The organism is Algicella marina (assembly GCF_009931615.1).
GTDB classification, from domain to species: Bacteria; Pseudomonadota; Alphaproteobacteria; order Rhodobacterales; family Rhodobacteraceae; genus Algicella; species Algicella marina.
The window spans coordinates 2,576,946-2,596,689 of the sequence record NZ_CP046620.1 but is presented as its reverse complement, the minus strand read 5'-3'; the positions used below and the strand labels follow the sequence as shown (position 1 = coordinate 2,596,689).

At 64.9% G+C, this 19,744-nt stretch carries 18 protein-coding genes; 2 read left to right on the top strand and 16 right to left on the bottom strand.

Translation table 11 applies throughout. From position 1 onward, the window contains the following. Window positions 1-294 precede the first annotated feature (294 nt). Window positions 295-1,344, top strand: a complete 1,050-nt coding sequence (locus GO499_RS12890) for a helix-turn-helix domain-containing protein (protein ID WP_161862562.1) — start codon at window positions 295-297, stop codon at window positions 1,342-1,344. Between the two features lie 7 nt (window positions 1,345-1,351). Here the strand turns inward: GO499_RS12890 and GO499_RS12885 are convergent, their stop codons facing one another. From GO499_RS12885 to GO499_RS12860, 6 genes are read right to left on the bottom strand one after another with little or no spacing between them, the layout of a single operon-like run. Then, the gene (locus GO499_RS12885; RefSeq protein ID WP_161862561.1) at window positions 1,352-2,236 is read right to left on the bottom strand and encodes an esterase-like activity of phytase family protein; all 885 of its coding nucleotides are present in this window, start codon (window positions 2,234-2,236) and stop codon (window positions 1,352-1,354) included. Then, on the bottom strand, window positions 2,215-3,039 hold the full coding sequence (gene mepA, locus GO499_RS12880; protein WP_284154996.1) for a penicillin-insensitive murein endopeptidase: 825 nt from the start codon (window positions 3,037-3,039) through the stop codon (window positions 2,215-2,217). Before mepA ends, GO499_RS12885 begins: the two co-directional genes overlap by 22 nt. A gap of 32 nt (window positions 3,040-3,071) precedes the next feature. Beyond that, on the bottom strand, window positions 3,072-4,418 hold the full coding sequence (locus GO499_RS12875) for an MFS transporter (protein WP_161862559.1): 1,347 nt from the start codon (window positions 4,416-4,418) through the stop codon (window positions 3,072-3,074). Window positions 4,419-4,478: 60 nt separating this feature from the next. Then, entirely contained in the window at window positions 4,479-4,895 is a 417-nt protein-coding gene (locus GO499_RS12870; RefSeq protein WP_161862558.1) for a GNAT family N-acetyltransferase, read from the bottom strand. After that, complete coding sequence (tsaB, locus tag GO499_RS12865) at window positions 4,885-5,526, bottom strand: tRNA (adenosine(37)-N6)-threonylcarbamoyltransferase complex dimerization subunit type 1 TsaB (RefSeq protein ID WP_161862557.1); 642 nt, start codon at window positions 5,524-5,526, stop codon at window positions 4,885-4,887. Before tsaB ends, GO499_RS12870 begins: the two co-directional genes overlap by 11 nt. Further along, on the bottom strand, window positions 5,516-6,076 hold the full coding sequence (locus GO499_RS12860; protein WP_161862556.1) for a NifU family protein: 561 nt from the start codon (window positions 6,074-6,076) through the stop codon (window positions 5,516-5,518). The genes tsaB and GO499_RS12860 overlap by 11 nt, the downstream gene beginning before the upstream one ends. Before the next feature lie 138 nt (window positions 6,077-6,214). Between GO499_RS12860 and GO499_RS12855 the strand changes: the two genes are divergently transcribed. Continuing rightward, window positions 6,215-7,183: a lytic transglycosylase domain-containing protein gene (locus tag GO499_RS12855; protein ID WP_161862555.1), complete on the top strand. Its 969-nt coding sequence runs from the start codon at window positions 6,215-6,217 to the stop codon at window positions 7,181-7,183. A 7-nt stretch (window positions 7,184-7,190) separates the two neighbouring features. Here GO499_RS12855 and GO499_RS12850 read toward each other — a convergent pair whose 3' ends face one another. From GO499_RS12850 to tsaE, 10 genes are all read right to left on the bottom strand, one after another. Next, a complete protein-coding gene (locus GO499_RS12850; RefSeq protein ID WP_161862554.1) occupies window positions 7,191-8,063 on the bottom strand; it encodes an alpha/beta fold hydrolase in 873 nt (290 codons plus the stop codon). A 3-nt stretch (window positions 8,064-8,066) separates the two neighbouring features. Beyond that, window positions 8,067-8,525: a universal stress protein gene (locus GO499_RS12845; protein ID WP_161862553.1), complete on the bottom strand. Its 459-nt coding sequence runs from the start codon at window positions 8,523-8,525 to the stop codon at window positions 8,067-8,069. Window positions 8,526-8,690: 165 nt separating this feature from the next. Further along, window positions 8,691-9,584: a cation diffusion facilitator family transporter gene (locus tag GO499_RS12840; RefSeq protein WP_161863972.1), complete on the bottom strand. Its 894-nt coding sequence runs from the start codon at window positions 9,582-9,584 to the stop codon at window positions 8,691-8,693. A 371-nt stretch (window positions 9,585-9,955) separates the two neighbouring features. Further along, window positions 9,956-10,225: a DksA/TraR family C4-type zinc finger protein gene (locus GO499_RS12835; protein WP_161862552.1), complete on the bottom strand. Its 270-nt coding sequence runs from the start codon at window positions 10,223-10,225 to the stop codon at window positions 9,956-9,958. A 152-nt stretch (window positions 10,226-10,377) separates the two neighbouring features. Further along, complete coding sequence (locus tag GO499_RS12830) at window positions 10,378-10,800, bottom strand: hypothetical protein (protein WP_161862551.1); 423 nt, start codon at window positions 10,798-10,800, stop codon at window positions 10,378-10,380. A gap of 83 nt (window positions 10,801-10,883) precedes the next feature. Next, window positions 10,884-11,204 (bottom strand): thioredoxin, encoded by a 321-nt coding sequence (trxA, locus tag GO499_RS12825; protein ID WP_161862550.1) that lies wholly within the window; start codon window positions 11,202-11,204, stop codon window positions 10,884-10,886. A gap of 65 nt (window positions 11,205-11,269) precedes the next feature. After that, entirely contained in the window at window positions 11,270-14,626 is a 3,357-nt protein-coding gene (addA, locus tag GO499_RS12820) for a double-strand break repair helicase AddA (protein ID WP_161862549.1), read from the bottom strand. Beyond that, window positions 14,623-17,571, bottom strand: a complete 2,949-nt coding sequence (gene addB / locus GO499_RS12815; RefSeq protein ID WP_161862548.1) for a double-strand break repair protein AddB — start codon at window positions 17,569-17,571, stop codon at window positions 14,623-14,625. The genes addA and addB overlap by 4 nt, the downstream gene beginning before the upstream one ends. Continuing rightward, window positions 17,568-18,254 (bottom strand): nucleotidyltransferase family protein, encoded by a 687-nt coding sequence (locus GO499_RS12810; protein WP_161862547.1) that lies wholly within the window; start codon window positions 18,252-18,254, stop codon window positions 17,568-17,570. Before GO499_RS12810 ends, addB begins: the two co-directional genes overlap by 4 nt. Beyond that, a complete protein-coding gene (gene tsaE / locus GO499_RS12805) occupies window positions 18,251-19,720 on the bottom strand; it encodes a tRNA (adenosine(37)-N6)-threonylcarbamoyltransferase complex ATPase subunit type 1 TsaE (protein WP_161862546.1) in 1,470 nt (489 codons plus the stop codon). The genes GO499_RS12810 and tsaE overlap by 4 nt, the downstream gene beginning before the upstream one ends. Window positions 19,721-19,744: the final 24 nt, after the last annotated feature.

Here is a 19,744-nt window from a genome sequence, read left to right as displayed (position 1 = left end):
GATAGGCCGGGGCCGGGTTGACCACTCCGGGCCAGGACGAGCCATCTTGAGAACGGGAAATGGCCGGCTCATCGCAGGCTGCCAGAAACAGGGCGGCTGCGAAGGCGAGTAGGTACGAATGGGTCATGCTCTGCCTTTCTGTTGATCCACGCAGTCTGTCGCCTGGCCTCGGCGGCGGCTGCGCAACTTCGCGCAAAGGCATGGTTTTTTCGGATCTGCCCAATGTATTTCGAAAACGGTTAGCGCCGGAAAGCTTCGCGCATATGCTGTCGGAAGTTTTCGATGGAGAACACCATGACCGGCATCGACGCGCTACAGGGGGCCACCGCGTCGCTCTGCCTTCTGGCCGGCCTTCACTTTCTGCTGGCCGGCTGGCGGCATCCCGTGGCCCGCTACGGCGCGCTGTTTGCACTCGCGGTGGCAGTGCACGCCTTGCTGGAAGTCGGCCTCATCGCTGAGGCTCTCGGCCCGGTGGCTGGATTGCTGGCCTATGTCACCTGTATAAAGATGGTCTTCTTCTGGTGGTTCGCGCTGGCGCTGTTCGACGATGACTTTATATTGCGGCACGTCCATGTGCTGCCGGCTCCGCTACTGCTGGCGCTTGCACATCTGTACGGCCGGGGCGTGCCGGAAGCGATGCACGGCTACCACATCATCACCTTCGGGCTGATGGCCCATGTGGCAACTCTGGCCCTCCGCGACCTTGGCAGTGACCTTGTCGATGCCAGACGACGATTTCGGGTGGCCGTCAGCATCGCCATCCCGCTTTTCGTTTTGGTTCTGATCGCCGATTATACGCTGCGGGTGCTTCGGGGCGAGGACCTGGCCGTACACATGTCCGAAGCCCTGCTGATGACTGTCTACTCCTTCGTCTTCGCGCTCTGGCTGACGCGGATCGAGCGCGGCCTGGTCATCCGAAACAATCAGGCAAACACACAAACGGTGGAGCCCACCACGCCAGCCGACGCTCTGGATCTCGCGCGGATAACGCGGCTGGCGGAACAGGGTGCGCTACTCGAGGCAGGGCTGACGATTGGCAAGTTCGCGGAAAGGCTGCACATGCCAGAACACCGGTTGCGGCGACTGATCAACCAATGCCTCGGCTACCGTAATTTCGCCGATTTCCTCAATGCCTACCGGGTAGCGGAGGCGGAACGACGTCTCGCCGATCCTGAACGTTCGCGAGAGCAGATCATCACCCACGCCTTCGCGCTCGGCTACAACTCGCTGACACCGTTCAACCGTGCCTTCAAGGCGCGGACCGGTGTAAGTCCGACGGAATTTCGCCAGAGGGCACTTCGGGAGGTACTGGAAGAAGTGAAATTGCAGCGCACGTCTGGATGAAACGGCTTCAGCTTGCGTCGGAAAACGCAGCTTTCAGAGTGAACTCCACAAACTCGGTGCGCTGAAAGAATTTCTGGTTGTCGTCTGAAATACAGAGAATACGGATCGCACCTCTCGCGTCCCGCCAGATCGACAGGCCTTCCAGGTTATCGAATTCGCCCATGCGCGACGAGATCACGAGTTGCTCGTTGGCAAGGCCACGTGCGGTAATGTCGAAGCGACGGATACGCGTGTAGAAACCCAGTGCCCCAACATCCCGTTCCAGCACATAGAGCCGGCCGTCGGGGCCGATATCCGCGCCAGCTACGAGGTGGGGTGGGTCCCGGCGGAGGGTAAACGGTGTTGTCCAACCTTTCGCGAAACGGAAGACGGGGAAAGGACGGTCGAGCGCGCCTGAGCGTTCCGGGATGGCATAGATCCGACCTGAGCCGTCGGAGAACAATGCTTCCATACCGGAATTGTTTTGCAGTTTCGCAAACGCGGGATGCGACGGGAAAGTTTCCGCCGGCCCACCGATGTTACGATAGATGCGGATTCGGTGGTTGGCTTCGAATGAAACGACGAGGCGACCATCGGGAAGGCGGGTCAGGCCCTCCGCATCAATGTCCTGTCCGCCCAACGCTTCCCCGTTGACGCCGAGCAGCGGCCCGTTTTCTTCCAGTAACACTTCGGTCAGCTTGCCATTCCGCCGTGTCAGGCTGCCAGTGGCATAGAAGCCCTTGTCTGACACGGTCGTGTAGTCTTTGCCGTCAGGGCTGACAACGATACCGGAAAAGCTGCCGAAACCGTCATAAGGTTCCACCCACTTCAGCCGCGATGTGCTGGCCACCATGTCGCTCCAGCCCGTTGCCGGAGCGACAAGCAGCGCGATCAGCGCAAGACAGCGGAGCATTGCTGCGGAAGATCGGCGAGGGTGATTTCACGTTTCGGCGGTTTTGGGGTCGGCTTCGGAGCATTCGGGTCCGGCTTCGGCGGATTAAGCGCATCTGTCACCCACCAGATCGCCTCCCCGCAGCCGTCGCCCGGCGGGATCGGATCCTGCTCCTGGCAGCCGGCGGCACCGCGAGGACAGTTCAGCCGCACATGGAAATGATAATTGTGGCCCCACCACGGGCGGATCTTTCTCAGGTAGGCCCGGTTGCCTGTCTCTTCCTTGCACATCTGCAGTTTTACCGGAGCAGTCACGAAGATGCGGGCGATGGCCGGGTCGCGGGCAGCCGCCCGCAAAACCCGGTGATGAGCGTAGGTCCAGTTGCTGTTGACCTGCTTCTGGTTGGCGGCGCGGACGTTGATGGAGGAAAGGTTTTCCCGCTCCGCCCGCGTCAGGTCGAGACGCGAAGGGGGGTACATCCAGATATCGGCGTCGAGGCCCATCTGGTGGCTGGCATGCCCGGATAGCATGGGACCGCCGCGCGGCTGCGAGATATCCCCTACGTAAAGCCCTGCCCAACCCACCTTCGTTGCCGCGATCGACAGTCGCTTGATGAAGGCAATGGTATCGGGGTGTCCCCAGTTGCGGTTGCGCGACAGCCGCATCGCCTGCCATGTCGGCCCCGATTCCGGCAATTGCTCCGCACCTGCGAGGCAGCCTTTGCTGTAGCTTCCGAAGGGCGCGGAACTATGCTCCGAAGGTGTCGCTTTCGCACCGAAAAGCTGCTTCGCGGGGGTTTGTGCCACGGCCGGCATCGCGAGCATCCCTGCGAGCGCGAGGGTGGCCAGTGTTCTGATCATGCTGTTACCTCTGCTCTTGTTTTGACCCAGAGTAGCAGAAACAACCCCAACGCGAAAAGGCCGATTACCGGCGTGATTCCGAGCCGCTGACTACCACTCAGCGTGGTGGCAATGCCGATTGCGGCCGGCCCGATAAACGCGGTGGCCTTGCCGGACAGAGCGTAGAGTCCGAACGCCTCCGTCATCGGAACGTGAGCTTCTGCCTGATGCACCAGCATCGTACGGGAACTTGCCTGAAGTGCTCCGCCCGCAGCCCCGATCATGGCACCGCAGAAAAAGAAGATAGTATCCGGCAGGCCGCTGCCCTCGGTCACTGGCAGCCCGAATATGTGGCTGCGTGTGGTCAGCAGTGTCGTGGCGGCCACCGCCATCAGGATTATGATGGAAACAAAAATCACCGGTTTCGGTCCGAAGGACCTGTCCGCCCGTCCGCCGATCCAAGCGCCGACCGCACCGGTGGCCGCGGCGATGATGCCGAATACACCCAGTTCGAACAGGCCCCAACCGAGTATCCCCTTGGCGAAAATCCCGCCGAAAATGTAGAGCGCGGCCAGAGCGTCGCGGTAGATCATCGAGGCCAGAAGGTAGATCAGCAGTGTACCCTTGGCAGGCAGAGCCACCAGCGTGCGGCCAAGCTGCCGCAAGCCTTTCGTCACAGCCCCTGAAACCTGGGCTCGGCGGGGTGCGTCCGGCGTGTACAGAAACAGCGGCACCGCGAAGACCGCAAACCACAAGGCTGTCAGCGGTCCCGTCGCACGGGCCGGCTCGCCCGCCTGCGGGTCCAGTCCGAGGATCGGGTTGATACCAAGGAGCGTCGTCTCCTTGCCCGGGCTGGGTGACAGCAGCAACAAAACGAGGATCAGCACCAGCACGCCGCCGACATAGCCCAGCGCCCATCCGGAACCGGAAATCCTGCCAATTTCTTCGCGGGGGCCAAGGTCCGGCAACATGGCGTTGGTGAAGATCAGCATGAACTCCGAACCGATGAATGCAATGAGAAACAGCGCCAGTACCAGCCACAGGTTTTCGGTTCCGGGCGCGGCCAGCCAGAGGCCGCAGCACCCGAAGACGAACAGCACTGAAAAAACGGCGATCCACGGCTTCCTCGGGCCGGATTGATCCGCGACTGCGCCAAGGATGGGGGCAAGTATGGCCACCGTCAGGCCGCCGATGGCAGTTATCCGGGCCCACAAGGCCTGCCCTTGTACGGCGTCGCCCGTCACTTCTGCTGCAAAATAGGGGGCGAAAATGAAGGTGATGATCAGCGTGTAAAACGGCTGGTTGGCCCAGTCGAACAGCATCCAGCTTCGGACGCCTCGCTTGGATACTGTTGTTTCGGACATTCTCATCCCCCTGCACTGGCGGGATTAAGACTGGTTGCCGGTATCAGCGCAAGCGCAACGTCAAGTGAGGGGTTTGCAAAGGACGAGCGCAGCCACCGGCCGGCCGTTCGCATCGCGGAAGTAGGCCTCGCGTCGTCCCGTCTGAAGATAGCCCGCTCCGGCATAGAGCGCGCGCGCGGCGGTGTTGGTTTCGGCGACTTCAAGGAAGATGTCCGATGCACCACGCTCGCAGGCCAGGGCTTCCAGCTTCGCCAGCAGTCGGGCGGCCAGGCCCTGCCGGCGCTGAGCGGGTGGCACAGCCAGTGTCAGAAGCTCGAACTCCGGTCCCGCGTGACGGACAACGGCGAAGGCTTCGGCCTCCGTCAGCAACTCAACGCCATCGCTGGCGAGCATGTCGCGGAACTCATCGGGATTCCACGGACGCGGCGTGGTCGAAAACGACTGCGCGTGCAAAGTGGCAAGGGCTTCAGGTTTCATCCAGAATTCTTGGTGGTGCCGTGGAGGGTAGGGCGGCATCGGCGTCCCGAAGATAGAGCGGTGCCGGCGGCGGATGGGCGCGGCCCAGCCGAGTGGCCGCGATTGCCGCGATGGTGCTTGCCGAGGGAGCCGTACGATCGTGGTGACGCCCAGCCAGATCGCCACTGCGGTGGCCGACGATATGGATGTCGGAAGGCAGTTCCGGCAGATCTTCGAAGGCGAGACGCTTCGGTGCTTCCGGCTCGGTCCCAAAGCCCTGAGCATATACATGATCACGCTTGGCATCGACGAGTGCGAGGCACGGGCGGGGCAGGTCATGGGCCAGAGCTTCAAGGCTGGAGACACCGATGGCCGGAATATTCAGCGAGAAGCCGAAGGCGCGCGCGGCGGAAACCGAAATGCGGATGCCGGTGAAATTGCCGGGCCCGATACCACAGCCGATGGCGGCGAGATCGGCAAAGCTGCAGTCCGCTTCTGCCAGTGTCTCCTGAATCATCGGCATCAGCCTTTCGGCCTGACCCTTTGTCATTTCTTCGGATGCCTGGGCCAGAACCGTGGTGCCCTGACACAAAGCGACCGCGCAGTGCGCGGCCGAAGTGTCAAAAGCAAGGATCAGGGGTTCAGGCGGCAACTGGCCGAACCTCCGTCACCTCCGGGATGTAGTGGCGCAGCAGGTTTTCGATGCCCATTTTCAGCGTCATGGTCGAGGAAGGGCAGCCTGCACAGGCGCCCTGCATATGCAGGTAGACGACGCCGCGCTCAAATCCGTGGAAGGTGATATCGCCACCATCCTGTGCCACGGCAGGGCGGACACGTGTATCCAGCAACTCCTTGATCTGACCAACGATTTCCGAATCCGGGCCGTCATGTTCCGCGTGGCCAACAGCACCGCTGTCACCTTCCATCACCGGCTGGCCGGACTGGAAATGCTCCATGATCGCGCCGAGGATCGCTGGCTTGATGTGGGCCCAGTCAGTGTCTTCCGTCTTCGTCACCGTCACGAAATCTGGGCCGAAAAAGACGCCTGCGACGCCCTCGACACCAAAAATCCGCCCGGCGAGCGGCGACGTGCCGGCCGCCTCGGCGCTCGGAAAATCGGCCGTGCCGGCTGACATTACTGTTTGACCTGGCAGGAATTTGAGCGTCGCTGGGTTCGGGGTGGATTCTGTCTGGATGAACATGGATTTCGCTCCGTTTCTGTAGCCGGAAGATGGGCCTCAAAGGCAAATAAGTCAAGCAATTTGGAATCTTTCTAAACTGCGGATTTTGCCCTCCACCCGTCCCGGAGTAGACTGCCGCCGGTGAGTGCGGGGAATCATATGCAACTTCGTATCGTCCTGATCTGGCTTCTGCTGAGTGGTGTTTCCACTGCGGCCGCCGACACGATACGCCCGACGCCAAGAGTGGGGGCAGAGGTTGGGGAGCCGGCCCTGATGGCCGATATCCGCCCGATGCCGCGCCCCGAGGGCCTCGGCATTGTCAGGCACTGGTGCGCCGATGGACCGGGCACATGTATCTCACGCGCCACCTTCGTGCCCGATGTATGCCGGGTGGTGGAGCATGTTTCCCGGCGCAACGGTCTCGATCCCAATTTCATGACGCGTCTGGTCTGGAAGGAAAGCCTGTTCGACCCGGGTGCTGTCAGCCACGCCGGTGCGCAGGGCATTGCCCAATTCATCCCGGACACCGCAGCGCGTCGTGGACTTCATGATCCGTTCAACCCGGCGGAGTCGCTTGCCGCGTCGGCGGCATACCTCGCGGATCTTGAAAAGGTTTTCGGTAATGTCGGCCTTGCCGCCGCCGCCTACAACGCGGGCGAGGGTCGGGTTGCGGGGTTCGTCGCCGGCGAACGGACACTGCCGCGTGAGACGCGTAACTACGTTTACGCGATCACCGGTTATTCCGGACTCGCATGGCGGGACCACCCGCCGGAAGAGGTGACCCTGGCGCTGGCAAAGGAGCAGGATTTCCGCCGTGCCTGTGAAGCGAGGGTCGGCTCGCGGATGATGCGGGAATTCGACCGACCGGATATCCCGGCCCCTTGGGCCGTCATTCTCGCTGCACACGAGAGCGAGGGGATTGTCGAGGCGGTGACGGCTCGTCTGAAGGACAGATTTCCGGAAGTGCTCGGCCCGGAATCGGTGATCTACGCACCGCTGAGGCTACCGGGATTCGGCACCCGGAGTCGGTTCACTGCCCAAATCGGCAGGCAGAGCCGGAGTGATGCTGATGCGATGTGCAATCGCCTCAGGGCGGCTGGCGGCGGTTGCATGGTCCTGAGAAACTGAAGCGAAGTCAGCAGGATGCGCAGTGATCGCGCAATGCGGCAGCGGTTTCCTCCGGCATTTCTTCTGCGATGAAGTGGCCGCAATCGAAGCATACTTCCCGGGCATCTGGCGCCCAGCGCCGCCACGCCTGCAGAAACGGTCGCGCCGCATATTGGCTGCCACGCAGGATCAGCAGCGGGCAGGAAATTCCGGCACGTTCTTCCCGGCTCGCCCGGTCGATCTCGACATCCACCGTCGCGCCGGCCCGGTAATCCTCCGCCATCGCCTCAATGGTTGCCGGATTGCGGATGGAGGTCTCGTAGTCGGCGATTGCGCTGGCATCGAGGGAGGCTTCGCGGCCCTGCCATCTGGCCAACAGGTGGTGCAGGTAGGCTGACGGGTCGGCGCCGATCATGCGTTCCGGCAAAGGGGCGGGCTGGGCGAGGAACGGCCAGTGATAGGCGGCAAGCGCCGCCTGCCAGTCCATTGCCTCCCAGGTGTCGAGGGTCGTCATGATGTCAAGCAATGTCAGGCTGCGCACCCGCCGGGAATGGTCGAGCGCAAGCCGATACGCAACTCGCCCGCCGCGATCATGACCGGCAAGGTGGAAACTGTCGTGGCCGAGATGATCCATCAGCCGGCACAACACCCCGGCCATGTGCCGTTTCGATTGCCCGATATGCCGCGGGTCCGGCGGCGGACAGGTGCTGCGGCCATAGCCGGGCAGGTCGGGGATAATCAGCGTGTAACTGCCGGATAGCAGCGGCGCCACCCGATGCCAGGCGGCGCGGGTCTGTGGAAACCCGTGCAAAAGCAACAGCGGCGGCCCGGAGCCGCCGATCAGAACGCTGGTGCGCTGCCCCGCATCGTCAACCTCAAGTTCTTGAAATCCCTCGAACATCCGTCAGCTGACCGCGATGATGTCTTCTTTCGTCAAGCTTCCGGGCACCACCGTGATCGGCACGGGCATGTCGCCGGAACGCCGTCCTACCAGTTCGGAAATCAGTGGTCCCGGCCCGTCGCCTCGGGCCCCCGCACCGAGGACGAGTACGCCGATATCACGGTCGTCCCTGATGTGGTCGATGATCTCCTTGACCTTCTCGCCCTCGCGGATTGCTAGGGTCGGCGACACGCCTTCGACCTTCTCCATCCGTTCCTTGAACACCTGGAAATGGGCCTCGATCTTTTCCCGCGCCTCGGCTCGCATCACTTCGCCGACGCCGATCCAGTGCTGGAATTCCTCGGGCGCGATGATCGCCAGCAACTCCACACCGCCGCCGGTTTTGGAGGCGCGGATGGCGGCGAAACGCATCGCGTTCAGGCATTCCGGACTCTCGTCGAGGACGACAAGGAACTTTCGCATTGCAGCCTCCCAGCGGCGGTTTTGATGCAAGTGTGTGGGATGCGGCGGGGCGGCGCAAGCAGGTTCTGGCCGATATGGGTCTGGTATGGATTTGATATGGTTTCGGTATTGCGACCGTTCCAGTCGGGAATTGCGCCGCCGCAACTGCCGAAAGCCGGTGTCCAGTCATCCCTCCGGAATGTCGATCGCCGCCCGCTTGGCCTTGTGCTCCGGCTCCACGTGGATGGTGATGTTGGCATCCGGCACCGCTGCCATCAGAGCGGCTTCCACCGTGTCGCAGATATCATGCGCTTCGGCGACAGTCTTCTCGCCGGGGACAATCAGGTGAAAGTCGATGAAGGTCACGGCCCCGGCGTGGCGGGTACGCAGGTCGTGCGCCTGCACCGCGCCGCTCGCCTCTGTTGCGATCACAGCCTGGATCCGCGCCAGAACCTCCTCCGGCACGGCTTCGTCCAGAAGTCCGCTGAGCGAGGCACGGATGATCTTCCACCCGGACCAGAGAATGTTCAGCGCGACGATCACCGCCATCAGCGGGTCGAGCAGCCACCAGCCGGTGGTCAGCGCCAGCAGGATGCCGATCGCGACCCCGGCGGAGGTGAGGACATCTGCAAACAGGTGGTGTCCGTCCGCCACCAGCGCCGGCGATTTCAGGGCGCGGCCGCGTGAAAGCAGGATGCGGCACCACGCGAAGTTGATCAGTGTCGCGAAGGCATTGATCAACAGACCGGAGAGCGGGGCATCGAGGGCGCGGGGGGCCAGCACCGCGCCCCATGCTTCGTGCAGGATGATCAGCGCCGCGACGACGATCAGCACGCCTTCGAGCACAGCGGAGAAGAACTCGGCCTTGTGGTGGCCGTATGGGTGCCGTTCATCGGCGGGTACGGCGGCGATCCGCACGGCGAACAGCGCAGCGATGGCCGTGGCGACGTTGACAATGCTTTCCAGAGCGTCGGAGAAAAGGGCGACGGAACCGGTGACGTACCAGGCCAGCGTTTTCAGACCAAGGACCACCACACCGATAACGAGGCTGCCGAGGGCGATCTTCAGTGCAGGTGTCACAGGCGGCGCCCCCGGTTGCAGTTCGTTCGGTTCTACCAGAGCCGCGCCGTCGGCTTCAACCGGCGCTCTCAACCCTCTGCCAACGATCTTCAGGGCAAAATGTCGTCGCACGAGGCTGCGCAGAAGCGGCGGATGCGTTGGAAATCGCCGGCCTGCGGCGTGAAATGATCCGGGAGATGAAAACGGCCATCGAACTGGGCGAGATTTACGCCAGTGTCAGCACACGCACTGTCGGGGCTGATGAGAGCTACGTGGCGGCACCACTGGAGGCCACTCCATTTCAGTCTATGAGGTCACGCGGCGCCATGTGGCTGCGGCCCGTGTGTCCGTGGGAACCGGGGCTGCGCAGGTCTCCGTCCTCGCCTGAGGCGTCACTTCAACTGGCTATCCTTGGAGCCGCGGCGATTGATGCCGCTGTGGGCCGCTGGGCGGGCGTCCCGCTCGGATGCGCACTCGATGCAAAGCTTGACGCCGGGAATGGCCTTGCGCCGCGCCTCGGGGATTTCCTCCTCGCACTCCGCACAATGGGTGAAACTCTCGCCGCTGGCCGCGCGGCGCTGTTTCAGGCGCTGCAACTCGTCGGCGATCGATGCCTCGATCTGTTCATTTACGGCACCGTCCCGCGCCCATCCACCTGCCATTCTGATCCTCGCGCTCCTTAGTCGGGTAATTGCAACCCGCGTCTCTGAAGATAGGATGCGTAGGGCAGCTTGCCAATGCGCCGACCAGTGGCAACGCCTGCCGGGGCTGGGGCATTCGCCGGTTTACTCCAAAAAGATGCTGAAGCTGCGGTCTAAGCCTGGGTTCGCGTTCGGGTCTGCGCGAGAATGGCGTCTCCTTCTTCGGTCGTGATGCGACCGTCACCATTGAGGCCGGAGAGCAGGATATTCATCAGGAACCGGGAGCGAGCCTGCGCCGCATGCATCTGTTCGCCAAAGTCGATCCGTAACTGTGTAAGCCTGCTGCCCGGTACAACTTGGAAGAAGTTCCGAAGAAGACGGTCCACTAAGCCGTTCCGCCTGTGCCGTAGCATTCTCGACATGCCGCTCAGGTGTGCGGCGTTCTGCGTCGACGCGGCGGCGATCTCTGCCGTCCGTTGCATCGTGGCAGCCGTATCCGCGATGGCGGTGGTAGCAGGAAGGATGGCGGCGAGGGAGGTGGCAAGGAGAGTTTTCACAAACAGGCGGCTGCGCGAAATGAAGTTCCACGGTGCCATGGCGTGTTGTGACGATCAACGGTGCGGGCCAAAGAAAAAGCCCGCCGGAAGGGCGGGCTTCGTCAAGCGTTGAGAGGCTGCCCTCAGATGGCTTCATCGATCCAGGACTGCAGGTTGGCCTTGGGGGCCGCGCCGGTCTTGTTGGAGACGACCTGACCATCCTTGAACAGAAACAGGGCCGGGATGCCGCGCACGCCGAGCTGCATCGGCGACGTCGGGTTTTCGTCGACGTTGACCTTCACGATCTTCAGCTTGTCGCCGTATTCCTCGGAGAGTTCCTCCAGCGCCGGACCGATCTGCTTGCACGGGCCGCACCACTCCGCCCAGAAATCGACGACGACGGGTACGTCAGCTTTCACGACTTCTTCTTCGAAGGTTGCGTCGGTTACGGGTACGGTTGCCATGGGTGTCTCCTCGGGGCGTCGGTGGCCATTTTGGTGGTGTGCCTGTTTCAGGGGTGAACGTGAACCTAGGTAGCCGGGGCGGGCTGGTCAACACCTTGGTGTCTTTGCAACCAGTCCGTCACGATGTTGTGTGGAATTTCCATCAGGCTCTGGGTTGCTGTCCAGAGTAGAGCGGTGCGGATGCGGTGGCCCGGGAAGATTTCCGCCAGCGCTGCCTGATAAAGCGCCATCTGGCGGACGAGCCCCTGGGGGATGTGCGCGGCGGTGGCCGGGACGGTCCGGTTGGACTTGAAGTCGATGGCCCAGACATCGCCGCCGCTCGCCTGCGGCAGCAACAGCCGGTCGATCCGGCCATTCAGCACCTGGCCGCCGAGGCTGGCGACGCGGCCGGACACCGCGACTTCGGTGAGGGCTTCGGCCTGCCAGAGCCACTGCAGGTCCGGCGCCAGACGCGTGGCGTTGGCCTCGGCCACAAGGGCCGGCAGGGTATCGGGCGCCAACGGGCTGGCGGCAAGCAGGGCGAGGGCATCCGCCTCCGCCAGCGGTTCGGCCTGCACGAGGCGTTCCAGCAGCGTGTGCAGCGCCGTGCCACGGGCCTTGGCCGCGTCCGGATCGTCGCCATCGGGGCCGGGCAGGGCATGGGCACCGTCGCCGCCGCTGGACGGGGTAAGAATTTCCTCGGCATCCGGCACTTTCGGCCCCCGCTCCCGCGCCCAAGGCGGCAGACGCACCGGTGCCGGTTGCGGATCGGGCGCTGCGCCCATCGGTTCAAGCACCCATTCCGGGCTCTGCAGGGCGAGAATGCCGTCGTCTTCTTCCTGTCCCAGCGTCTGCATCGCGCCTTCGACGGCCTGATACCAGACGGTGTCGGCATCCTTGCCACGGTCGCCGCCGCCGCAGACGATCAGCCAACTTCTGGCACGGGTCAGGCCGACGTAGAGCAGCCGCCAGCTCTCCTCCAGCGCGCGGGCCTTGCGGGCCTCCTCCACCGGGGCGAGCGCCTCGGGCCGTTCGGCGACGCTGACATGCGGAAAGATGGCATCACCGGCGGCGGTGACGCGGGGCGTGGTATTGCCCTCGCGGGGGGAGTGGGTCTGGGGCATCAGCACGATCGGCGCCTCCAGCCCCTTGGCGCCGTGGATCGTCATGACCCGGATCTGGTTGCTGCGGCTGTCCAGCTGACGCTTTACCTCTGCGTCCGTCGCCTCGACCCACGCGAGGAATCCTGTCAGCGTCGGGGCCTCCACAGTGTCGTATTGCAGGGCGAGGTCCAGCAGGGCGTCGATGGCATCTTCCGCCTCCGCACCCAGTCGTGCCGTCAGCTGCGCCCGGCCGGACTGGCTGGCAAGGGCGCGTTGCAGCAACTCATACGGGCGGAGGAAATCGGCCTGATTGCGCAGGGAGGTCAACCTCGCGGCGACATCGGCATGATCCGGCGCCGCGCGCAGTGCGGCCCAGAGCGAGCCGTCACGGGGCTGGGCAAGGCGGTAAAGTTGCGCCTCCGACAGGCCGCCAAGAGGGGAACGGAGGTATTCGGCGAGGGCGAGGTCATCGGCCTCGGTCGCGAGGAACCGCAGCAGCGAAAGCAGATCGCGGACGGCGAGGGATTTTGTCAACTGCACCCGGTCCGCGCCCGAAACCGGCACGCCAGCCCGTTGCAGTGCGGCGTTGACGGCGTGGAAGATCGTGCCGCGGGAGCGGACGAGGATCAGGATGTCCCGCGGTTGGATCGGCCGGTCACCGCCCGGCAGCCGGTGGCCAGCGGCCAGCAGGTCCTGCGCCCAGTCGGCGATGCGCGCGGCAAGCTGGATGGCCGGATCGTCCTTCGGCGGCATGTCCACCGGGTCATCCCAGGGCGGCTCTTCGGATTTTTCCGGCGGCTCGATGAAAGGCCAGAGTTCGACACGACCCGGCATGCCGGAATTGAAGGCGGCGTGGCTGATCTGCTGGCCGAGCCCGTGAACCGGGCTTTGGCGGAAGACTTCGTCCACGACCTGAAGCACCGGCGGGGCGGAGCGGAAGGAATGGAGAAGCTGGCACACCTCCATTGGTTCTGTGGCGGCGGCGATGACGTTACGGTAATGCGCGCGCATTTCGCCGAACGCCGCCGGGTCCGCCCCCTGAAAGGAATAGATCGACTGTTTCTCATCGCCGACGACGAAGACGGTACGGGGCGTGTCGCGGGCCGAGAGACCGGCGAAGAAATCCTCGGTCAGCGCCTTGATGACCTGCCATTGTGCCGGGCTGGTATCCTGCGCCTCGTCGACCAGCACATGGTCGATGCCGTTGTCCATCTTGTACTGCACCCAGGCGGCGGAGGGGCTGTCGTGCAGGAGGGCCTGCGCCCGCAGAATCAGGTCGTCGAAATCGAGCAGGGCACGGGCGGCCTTGGCGGCATTGTAGCGGCCGAGGAAGGCGTGACCGAACCGGCGGAGCGCCAGCGTTCGGCGGGCTGTGGCCCCGGCCAGCAGGGTTTCGCGGGCTTCCAGCGCCGCCTCGGTCAGCGTGTCACAGATATCCGTCGCACCGGGCATGGTGTCGGCGACGCCCTTGGTTGGAAAGCCGGATTTGCGCGGCTCGCCCTTGGCGGTGAGGATGATCCCCAGCAGCGCCTCCAGTGCCCGTTCCGCTGACAGGCCGCCGGCAAGGATCTGTCTCAGCAACGGCGCGTTGCGTTTCTCGATGGTGCCGCCTGCTGTCTCGAAAGTGACGACGAGGTCCGCAAGGTCATTGTCGGCGACGCTGCCCATGAGCCGCGCCAGCACTTCCTCCGGGCCGAGGATGGCATTGAGGCCGAATTCGCGCAGCAGCGCCGCTTCGTCCGGGATGGTGGCGAAGGCATCGCGGTAGCGCAGGATCGCCTCGACATGCCTGTCCGGTTCGGCCTCCAGCCAGGGGGCGTAGGCCGCGAATTCCGGGCCGTCGGACATTTCGTCGAGGATCTGTGCCGTCAGTTGCGCCTGCTGCCGTTCTTCCAGCATCTCGAAGCCGGGGGAAACACCGGCCTCCAGCGGAAATCGGCGCAGCAGCCTGTCACAGAAGGCATGGATCGTCTGGATCTTCAGCCCACCCGGCGTTTCCAGAGCGGCTGCGAACAGTGTTCGCGCATTGCGCAGCGTCTCCTCGCTGGCTGCCTGTGTCTCACCGAGCCGCACCAGCTCCTCCGCCAGCGGTTCATCGGGCATCATCGCCCACTCGCCGAGGCGGCGGAACAGGCGGTTCTGCATCTCCGCCGCCGCTGCCTTGGTATAGGTGAGGCAGAGGATCTGCATCGGGTCGGTGCCGGAGAACAGCAGCCGGGCCACGCGGTCGGTCAGCACGCGGGTCTTGCCGGAGCCGGCATTGGCCGACACCCAGGTTGAACGGGTCGGGCGGGCGGCGCGGGTTTGCGCCAGGGTGGCGGGGTGGTTCGGGTCGATCATGATACCGGCTCCGGCGTATAATCTTCCCCGTCGGTCCACTCGCCCAACCGCGAGAGATGGTCGTAGTCGCCCTCATAGGAAAGGGAGTCCGGGCGCAGGCGGGCCGGGTAAGCGGTTCCTTCCGTCTGATAGGCCGTGATCAGCCGAACGAGATCCCGGTGTGCCATCTCAATCGTCTCGGCCAGCGTGCGCTGTGTCTCACCCTTCTTCGCTTTCGGCGGCAGTTGCGCCAGCCGTCCGCCACCTGAGAGGCCGATCATCTCCAGGTGGATGGCGCGCGCGGCCGGCAAGTTGTCAAAACCGCCGGCGGCGGCGATGATCGCTTCCAGTTGCAACTGCTGCTGAAAGGCGAGCATCTGCCCGCCGGAGGGTATACTGCCCTTGTAGTCGTAGATCGCCACGCCTTCCGCACCGATGTCGATCCGGTCGGCCCGGGCCTCCAGTGTGAAGGGCGCGGGCGGGCCAGACACAGGAGTAGACCCCTTGGCCTCGAACAATGCCGGCGTGGCACGTGCGCGGCGCTCGGCCTCCGTTTCCAGAAACCAGTCCGTGAGAGAGGTCAGCCGCGCCTGCCACAGCGCGCGGGTCGCAGGCCACGGCACGCATTCCTCCAGCGTCTCGGTGACCGTGGCGCGAAAGAGATCGGCGGCATCTGAAGGCAAGCCCGCCTTTGTGGCCGCGATGAAACGTTCGAAGACGAGGTGGGCGGCATTGCCGCGTTCGCGGGCGTCCGGCTCCCGCCCCAGCGGATCCAGCGGGCGGAGACCAAGGATGTAGCGTGCGTAGATCGCGTAGGGATCGCGGATTAGCTTCTCGATGCGGGTGGCGGCCAGCCTGTCGGGCCGGACGGCCAGCGGCGGCACGGGCGCCGGGCGCGGTGCCGGTGCCGCTTGCGGGCGGGCATTGAGCGCCGCCGCCTCGGTCAGGAGTGCTTGGCCACGGCCGCGCATATGGTCGAGCGCGGCCTCGCCCTGTTTGCCGAGGCCGGATAACAGATTATCGAGCCGCAGCAGCCAGCGCGAGGCGACGGTTTCCGCCTCTGCATCGCGGGTGGCACGGGTAAGGTAAACCTCCGCCGCGCCGAAACCCTGCTGGAAATCGTGGGCGGACAGGCCAATCTGGCGCTCGGCCGGTGGCAGGCCGATGCGGGCGCGCAGATCACGGTTCAGCCATGGGTCCGGCTTCGGCAGACGTGGCCAGATACCTTCGTTCAACCCGCCAAGCACGACGCGCGGCGCCGATTGGGTGCGGGCCTCCAGCGTGCCCCAGATCGCGATGCCCGGATGCGGCTCAAAGGGCGCATCTGGCACGTCCTCGGCGGCCAGCACAGACGTCAGCAGGGTGCGGTATTCGGCAAGGTCCAGCGGGTCTCCGTAGGGGGCAGCCTCGCGCAGCGCGTCGCACGCCCGGCTGGCGGCTTCTCCCGCCTCCTTCTCCCACAACTCGCCGGAACCGGATTGGCCCGGACCGGCGGCGAGGGTTTCGGCCATTGCCAGATGTGCCTCCAACCGCTCGGCAGGCGGATGGTCGCCGGTGGCCGGTGATTGGGCCAGCACGGCTGCAAGCCAGTCGGCCCATTCCGCCCAGTCAGCGCCCTTGTCGGCAGCCCATGCCGCCACTGCCTCGGCGGTGAAGGGCCGGTCGGTCCGGCGCAATCGTTCCAGTTCCAACGCTCGCGTCTTGCGCATGTGCGGTCCGCGCACTTCCGGCCCGGAGGCCGTGAGGGGATGTTTTAGCAGACCGAGCAAGGTGGCGGCGGGCGTGTCCCAACCCGTCAGGCGCAGGCAACGGCGCAGGAAAACGCCCGGTGGTGTCAGTGACAGCGGTCGTCCGGCACTGTCGTCGGGGGCGAGGCCCCAACGGTCCATTTCGGCGGTGACACGTCGGGCCAGCGTCCTGTCCGGTGTGACCAGCGCCACGGGAACACCCTCCGAGAGCGAGCGACGGAACAGCAGGGCGATGGCTTCGGCCTCGGCGCGGAGCGATGGCGCCTCGACAAGGGCGAGGCCGGCTGTCGCTTCGGCCAGAGCCGGTGTCAGGGCCGGGCCCTCTGTCACCCACTGATCGGTGACGGGCGCCGGCCGCAGCGCCAGAGAGGCCAGACGGTTGCGCGCCTCGCATGGCGCCTGTGCCGGCACCCAGTCGGGAATGTCACCGGGACTGATGCCCAGTTCAGCCGTCAGCCGCGCCAGTCCCCATTGCGGGTGGTCGATGGCGCGGATGGAAGCCTGAAGGTGCTGCCAGACCGTCAGCGGCAGATACGGGTCCAGTACCGGCAGAATCACGGCACCGTTCGGCAGTGCGGCGGCGGCGGCCATGAACTCCGGCACCGCGCCGCGCGAGCCGGTGGACCCGGCGATGATGACGGGATGCTCCGGCGGTGCCGCTGTCCAGCGGGCAGCCTGGGCCAGCAGCCCGGCGCGGCGGCGGCCAGCGCTGTCTTCACCGCTTTCCAGCAATTCCCGGATCAGTTCGAGGAACTTCAGGCTGCGTTGCCAGTGATGGGAAAGATGCTCCGACGACACACCGGACAGGCTCTCCCACGCGATGCCGCGTTCCTGCATTTCGCCCGACAGGGTCATCAGGCTCTCAGCCAGATCGAAAGCCTGAATACGGGCACCCGCGTTGTCGGCGACTTCCAGCAGCTTGCGGACAGGCTTTGCAAGTTCGAGGCGGCGGCGCAGCGGCGGGTATGCCGGCAGATCCTGGCCGATTCGATCGAGTGTGGTGATTTTCGGCTGCAACCGTACTGGGCCATGTTGCAGCAGGGTTTCCAGCCTGCGGCTGGCCCGCTGGGTGTTGAGGTAGATCTCCGTCCGCGCCCAGCTGATCGCCGACTGCCCCTGCATCCGTGCCTCGAGCCCTTGCAATAACGCCACGGAGAAATCGGCTCCCGGCGGCAGCGCGAAAACACGGGGCGAGAGAGAGGGCGGGAACACCGTCACAGCAGCCTCTCGGCCAGCGGGATGTTTTCGGGGCGGCCGACATCGCACCAGTTGCCGGGATAAGGGGTGCCGTAGAGGCTGCCCGCAGCGATCATCTCGTCCCAGATGACGTTGAGTGAAAAGGCATGTTCATCGTGATCATAGACCGGCTGCGGGTGCAGGATCTGGGCGCCGGCGTAGATGTAACCGGCCGTTTCACCCCGCCGCCGCCGCAGCCTGCCATCGGCATCAAGATCGAAATCGCCGGGGCCGGTGTGCCCCTCTGCGCGGTCGCGCGGAATCAGGAGCAGGAGCGCCTTCATGCGGTCCGCCTGCCATGCGGCCCGCAAAACCGCCGCCGGACTTTCGCCCTGCCAGACGGTGTCGGCGTTCAGTGTCATGATCGGCTGCGTCCCCAGCAGATGCGCGGCGGCCCTGATGCCACCACCGGTTTCCAGCAGGTCCGGCTCGAAGGAGATGGCGATTTCCGGGTTGCTGATCGATGCTGCATGGGCCGCGATCTGATCGGCAAGATAATGGGTGTTGATCACCGCCCGCGGCAGGCCGGCCCGCCGCACCTGTTCCAGTGCGTGGTCGAGCAGCGTGGTGTTGCCAACGGTCACCAGCGGCTTCGGCGTGCGTTCCGTCAGCGGGCGCATGCGCGTTCCCTTGCCGGCGGCGAAGATCATGGCGGGCAGGGTCATGCTTGCCCCGCGATCCGCGCCTGAACTGCCTGCGTCGGCGGTGGCGCATGGGCCAGCACCCAGGCCTTCAGCCCGGTGAGCGCCGGGTGCTCAAGATCGCGCATGAGGTGATCCCAGACGCGCGGCATCAGCGACAGGTAGGCCGGCTTTCCGTCCCGACGGCAGAGGCGGGCGAATATGCCGACGATCTTGATGTTGCGCTGGGCGCCGAGGGTGGCATAGGCACGGGTGAATTGTTCGGCATCGTCGCCGGAATTGGCGATGGCCCGTGCCAGCATTTTTGCGCGCAGATCGGCGGAGGTATCGCGGCGCGCATCCTCCAGCAGCGAGACGAGATCGTAGGCCGGATGACCGGCGAGGGCATCTTGGTAGTCGAGCAGCCCGACACGGGCATCACCCTGTCGCTCCGGCAGCCAAAGCAGGTTCTCGGCATGGTAGTCGCGCAACACCGGTACCGGCCCGGCAGGGGTGATGGTGTTGGTGGCATCCGTGATCAGCGCCTCGAATTCGGCGATCACCGGGGCGGGCAGTGGCGCATCGGCCGCGGGAATGTACCAGTCCGTCAGCAGCCGCGCCTCGCGCAGATAGGTGGCGGTGTCATAGGGCGGCAGCGCACCGGTCGGCAGGCTGCGAACGGTTTGCAAAAGGTCGGTCGCCGCCTTGTAGAGATCCATCTCCAGTGCCGGCTCACGCTCCAGCACGCGGGCGAACAGCGCGTCGCCAAGGTCTTCCAGCAACAGAAAGCCTTGTTCCGGCGCCAGGGCGTGAATGGCCGGGGCGGACAGGCCAGCGCTGCGCAGCAGTGCGGTGACGGCGATGAACGGCCGGGTATCCTCGCCCTTTTCGGGCGGCGCATCCATCAGCACGGCGGGCGGTGCCCCAGGCAGGCGAAAATACCGGCGATTGGAGGCATCGCCCGCAAGGTCGGCGAGGGTGGCACCGCGCCAGTCAGTCGTGGAAATGAAGGTTTCACGCTGCGCCTCACGCGGGGGCAGCGCGGCCAGAACCGGCTCCCACCCAGTGCCGCTGGCGGTGGCGGACATGTGGCGCACATTGGCATCTGCGGCGTCCGGCTCCAGCCGCAGGCGCAGATGTCGCGGCGGCGTATCCTCGCCCCACCGGTCAGGCCATTCGATCAGCAGGATCGTGTCGTCGGCGGCCTCCTCCAGCCCCAGTTCGATCACGTCATCAGGGCCGGTGAGGCGGTAGAGATCGGCATGGATCAGGCTATCCGGCCCGGCCTCATAAGTCTGAACAAGGGTAAAACTGGGCGACGGCACTTCCTCCGCCTCGCCATGCAGCGCCTGCCGCGTCTGGATGACAGCGCGGGCCAGCACACTCTTGCCGGCACCCACGGGGCCTTCGAGCAGCAGGGTATCGCCCGGTTGCAGCACACCGGCCAGACGGGCGCCAAGGGCGGAGGTTTCACTGTCGGATGAAAGCGTGAAGATGGGCGCGGTAAGCACGGCGGGCCTTTGGCAATTGCAGGT

Bases quoted from the DNA above. Each gene is read 5' to 3' on its own strand.
- GO499_RS12890 (WP_161862562.1), top strand. From the start codon at position 295: ATGACCGGCATCGACGCGCTACAGGGGGCCACCGCGTCGCTCTGCCTT.
- GO499_RS12885 (WP_161862561.1), bottom strand. From the start codon at position 2,236: ATGCTCCGCTGTCTTGCGCTGATCGCGCTGCTTGTCGCTCCGGCAACG.
- mepA (WP_284154996.1), bottom strand. From the start codon at position 3,039: ATGCTCGCGATGCCGGCCGTGGCACAAACCCCCGCGAAGCAGCTTTTC.
- GO499_RS12875 (WP_161862559.1), bottom strand. From the start codon at position 4,418: ATGTCCGAAACAACAGTATCCAAGCGAGGCGTCCGAAGCTGGATGCTG.
- GO499_RS12870 (WP_161862558.1), bottom strand. From the start codon at position 4,895: ATGAAACCTGAAGCCCTTGCCACTTTGCACGCGCAGTCGTTTTCGACC.
- GO499_RS12860 (WP_161862556.1), bottom strand. From the start codon at position 6,076: ATGTTCATCCAGACAGAATCCACCCCGAACCCAGCGACGCTCAAATTC.
- GO499_RS12855 (WP_161862555.1), top strand. From the start codon at position 6,215: ATGCAACTTCGTATCGTCCTGATCTGGCTTCTGCTGAGTGGTGTTTCC.
- GO499_RS12850 (WP_161862554.1), bottom strand. From the start codon at position 8,063: ATGTTCGAGGGATTTCAAGAACTTGAGGTTGACGATGCGGGGCAGCGC.
- GO499_RS12845 (WP_161862553.1), bottom strand. From the start codon at position 8,525: ATGCGAAAGTTCCTTGTCGTCCTCGACGAGAGTCCGGAATGCCTGAAC.
- GO499_RS12835 (WP_161862552.1), bottom strand. From the start codon at position 10,225: ATGGCAGGTGGATGGGCGCGGGACGGTGCCGTAAATGAACAGATCGAG.
- GO499_RS12830 (WP_161862551.1), bottom strand. From the start codon at position 10,800: ATGGCACCGTGGAACTTCATTTCGCGCAGCCGCCTGTTTGTGAAAACT.
- trxA (WP_161862550.1), bottom strand. From the start codon at position 11,204: ATGGCAACCGTACCCGTAACCGACGCAACCTTCGAAGAAGAAGTCGTG.
- addA (WP_161862549.1), bottom strand. From the start codon at position 14,626: ATGATCGACCCGAACCACCCCGCCACCCTGGCGCAAACCCGCGCCGCC.
- GO499_RS12810 (WP_161862547.1), bottom strand. From the start codon at position 18,254: ATGACCCTGCCCGCCATGATCTTCGCCGCCGGCAAGGGAACGCGCATG.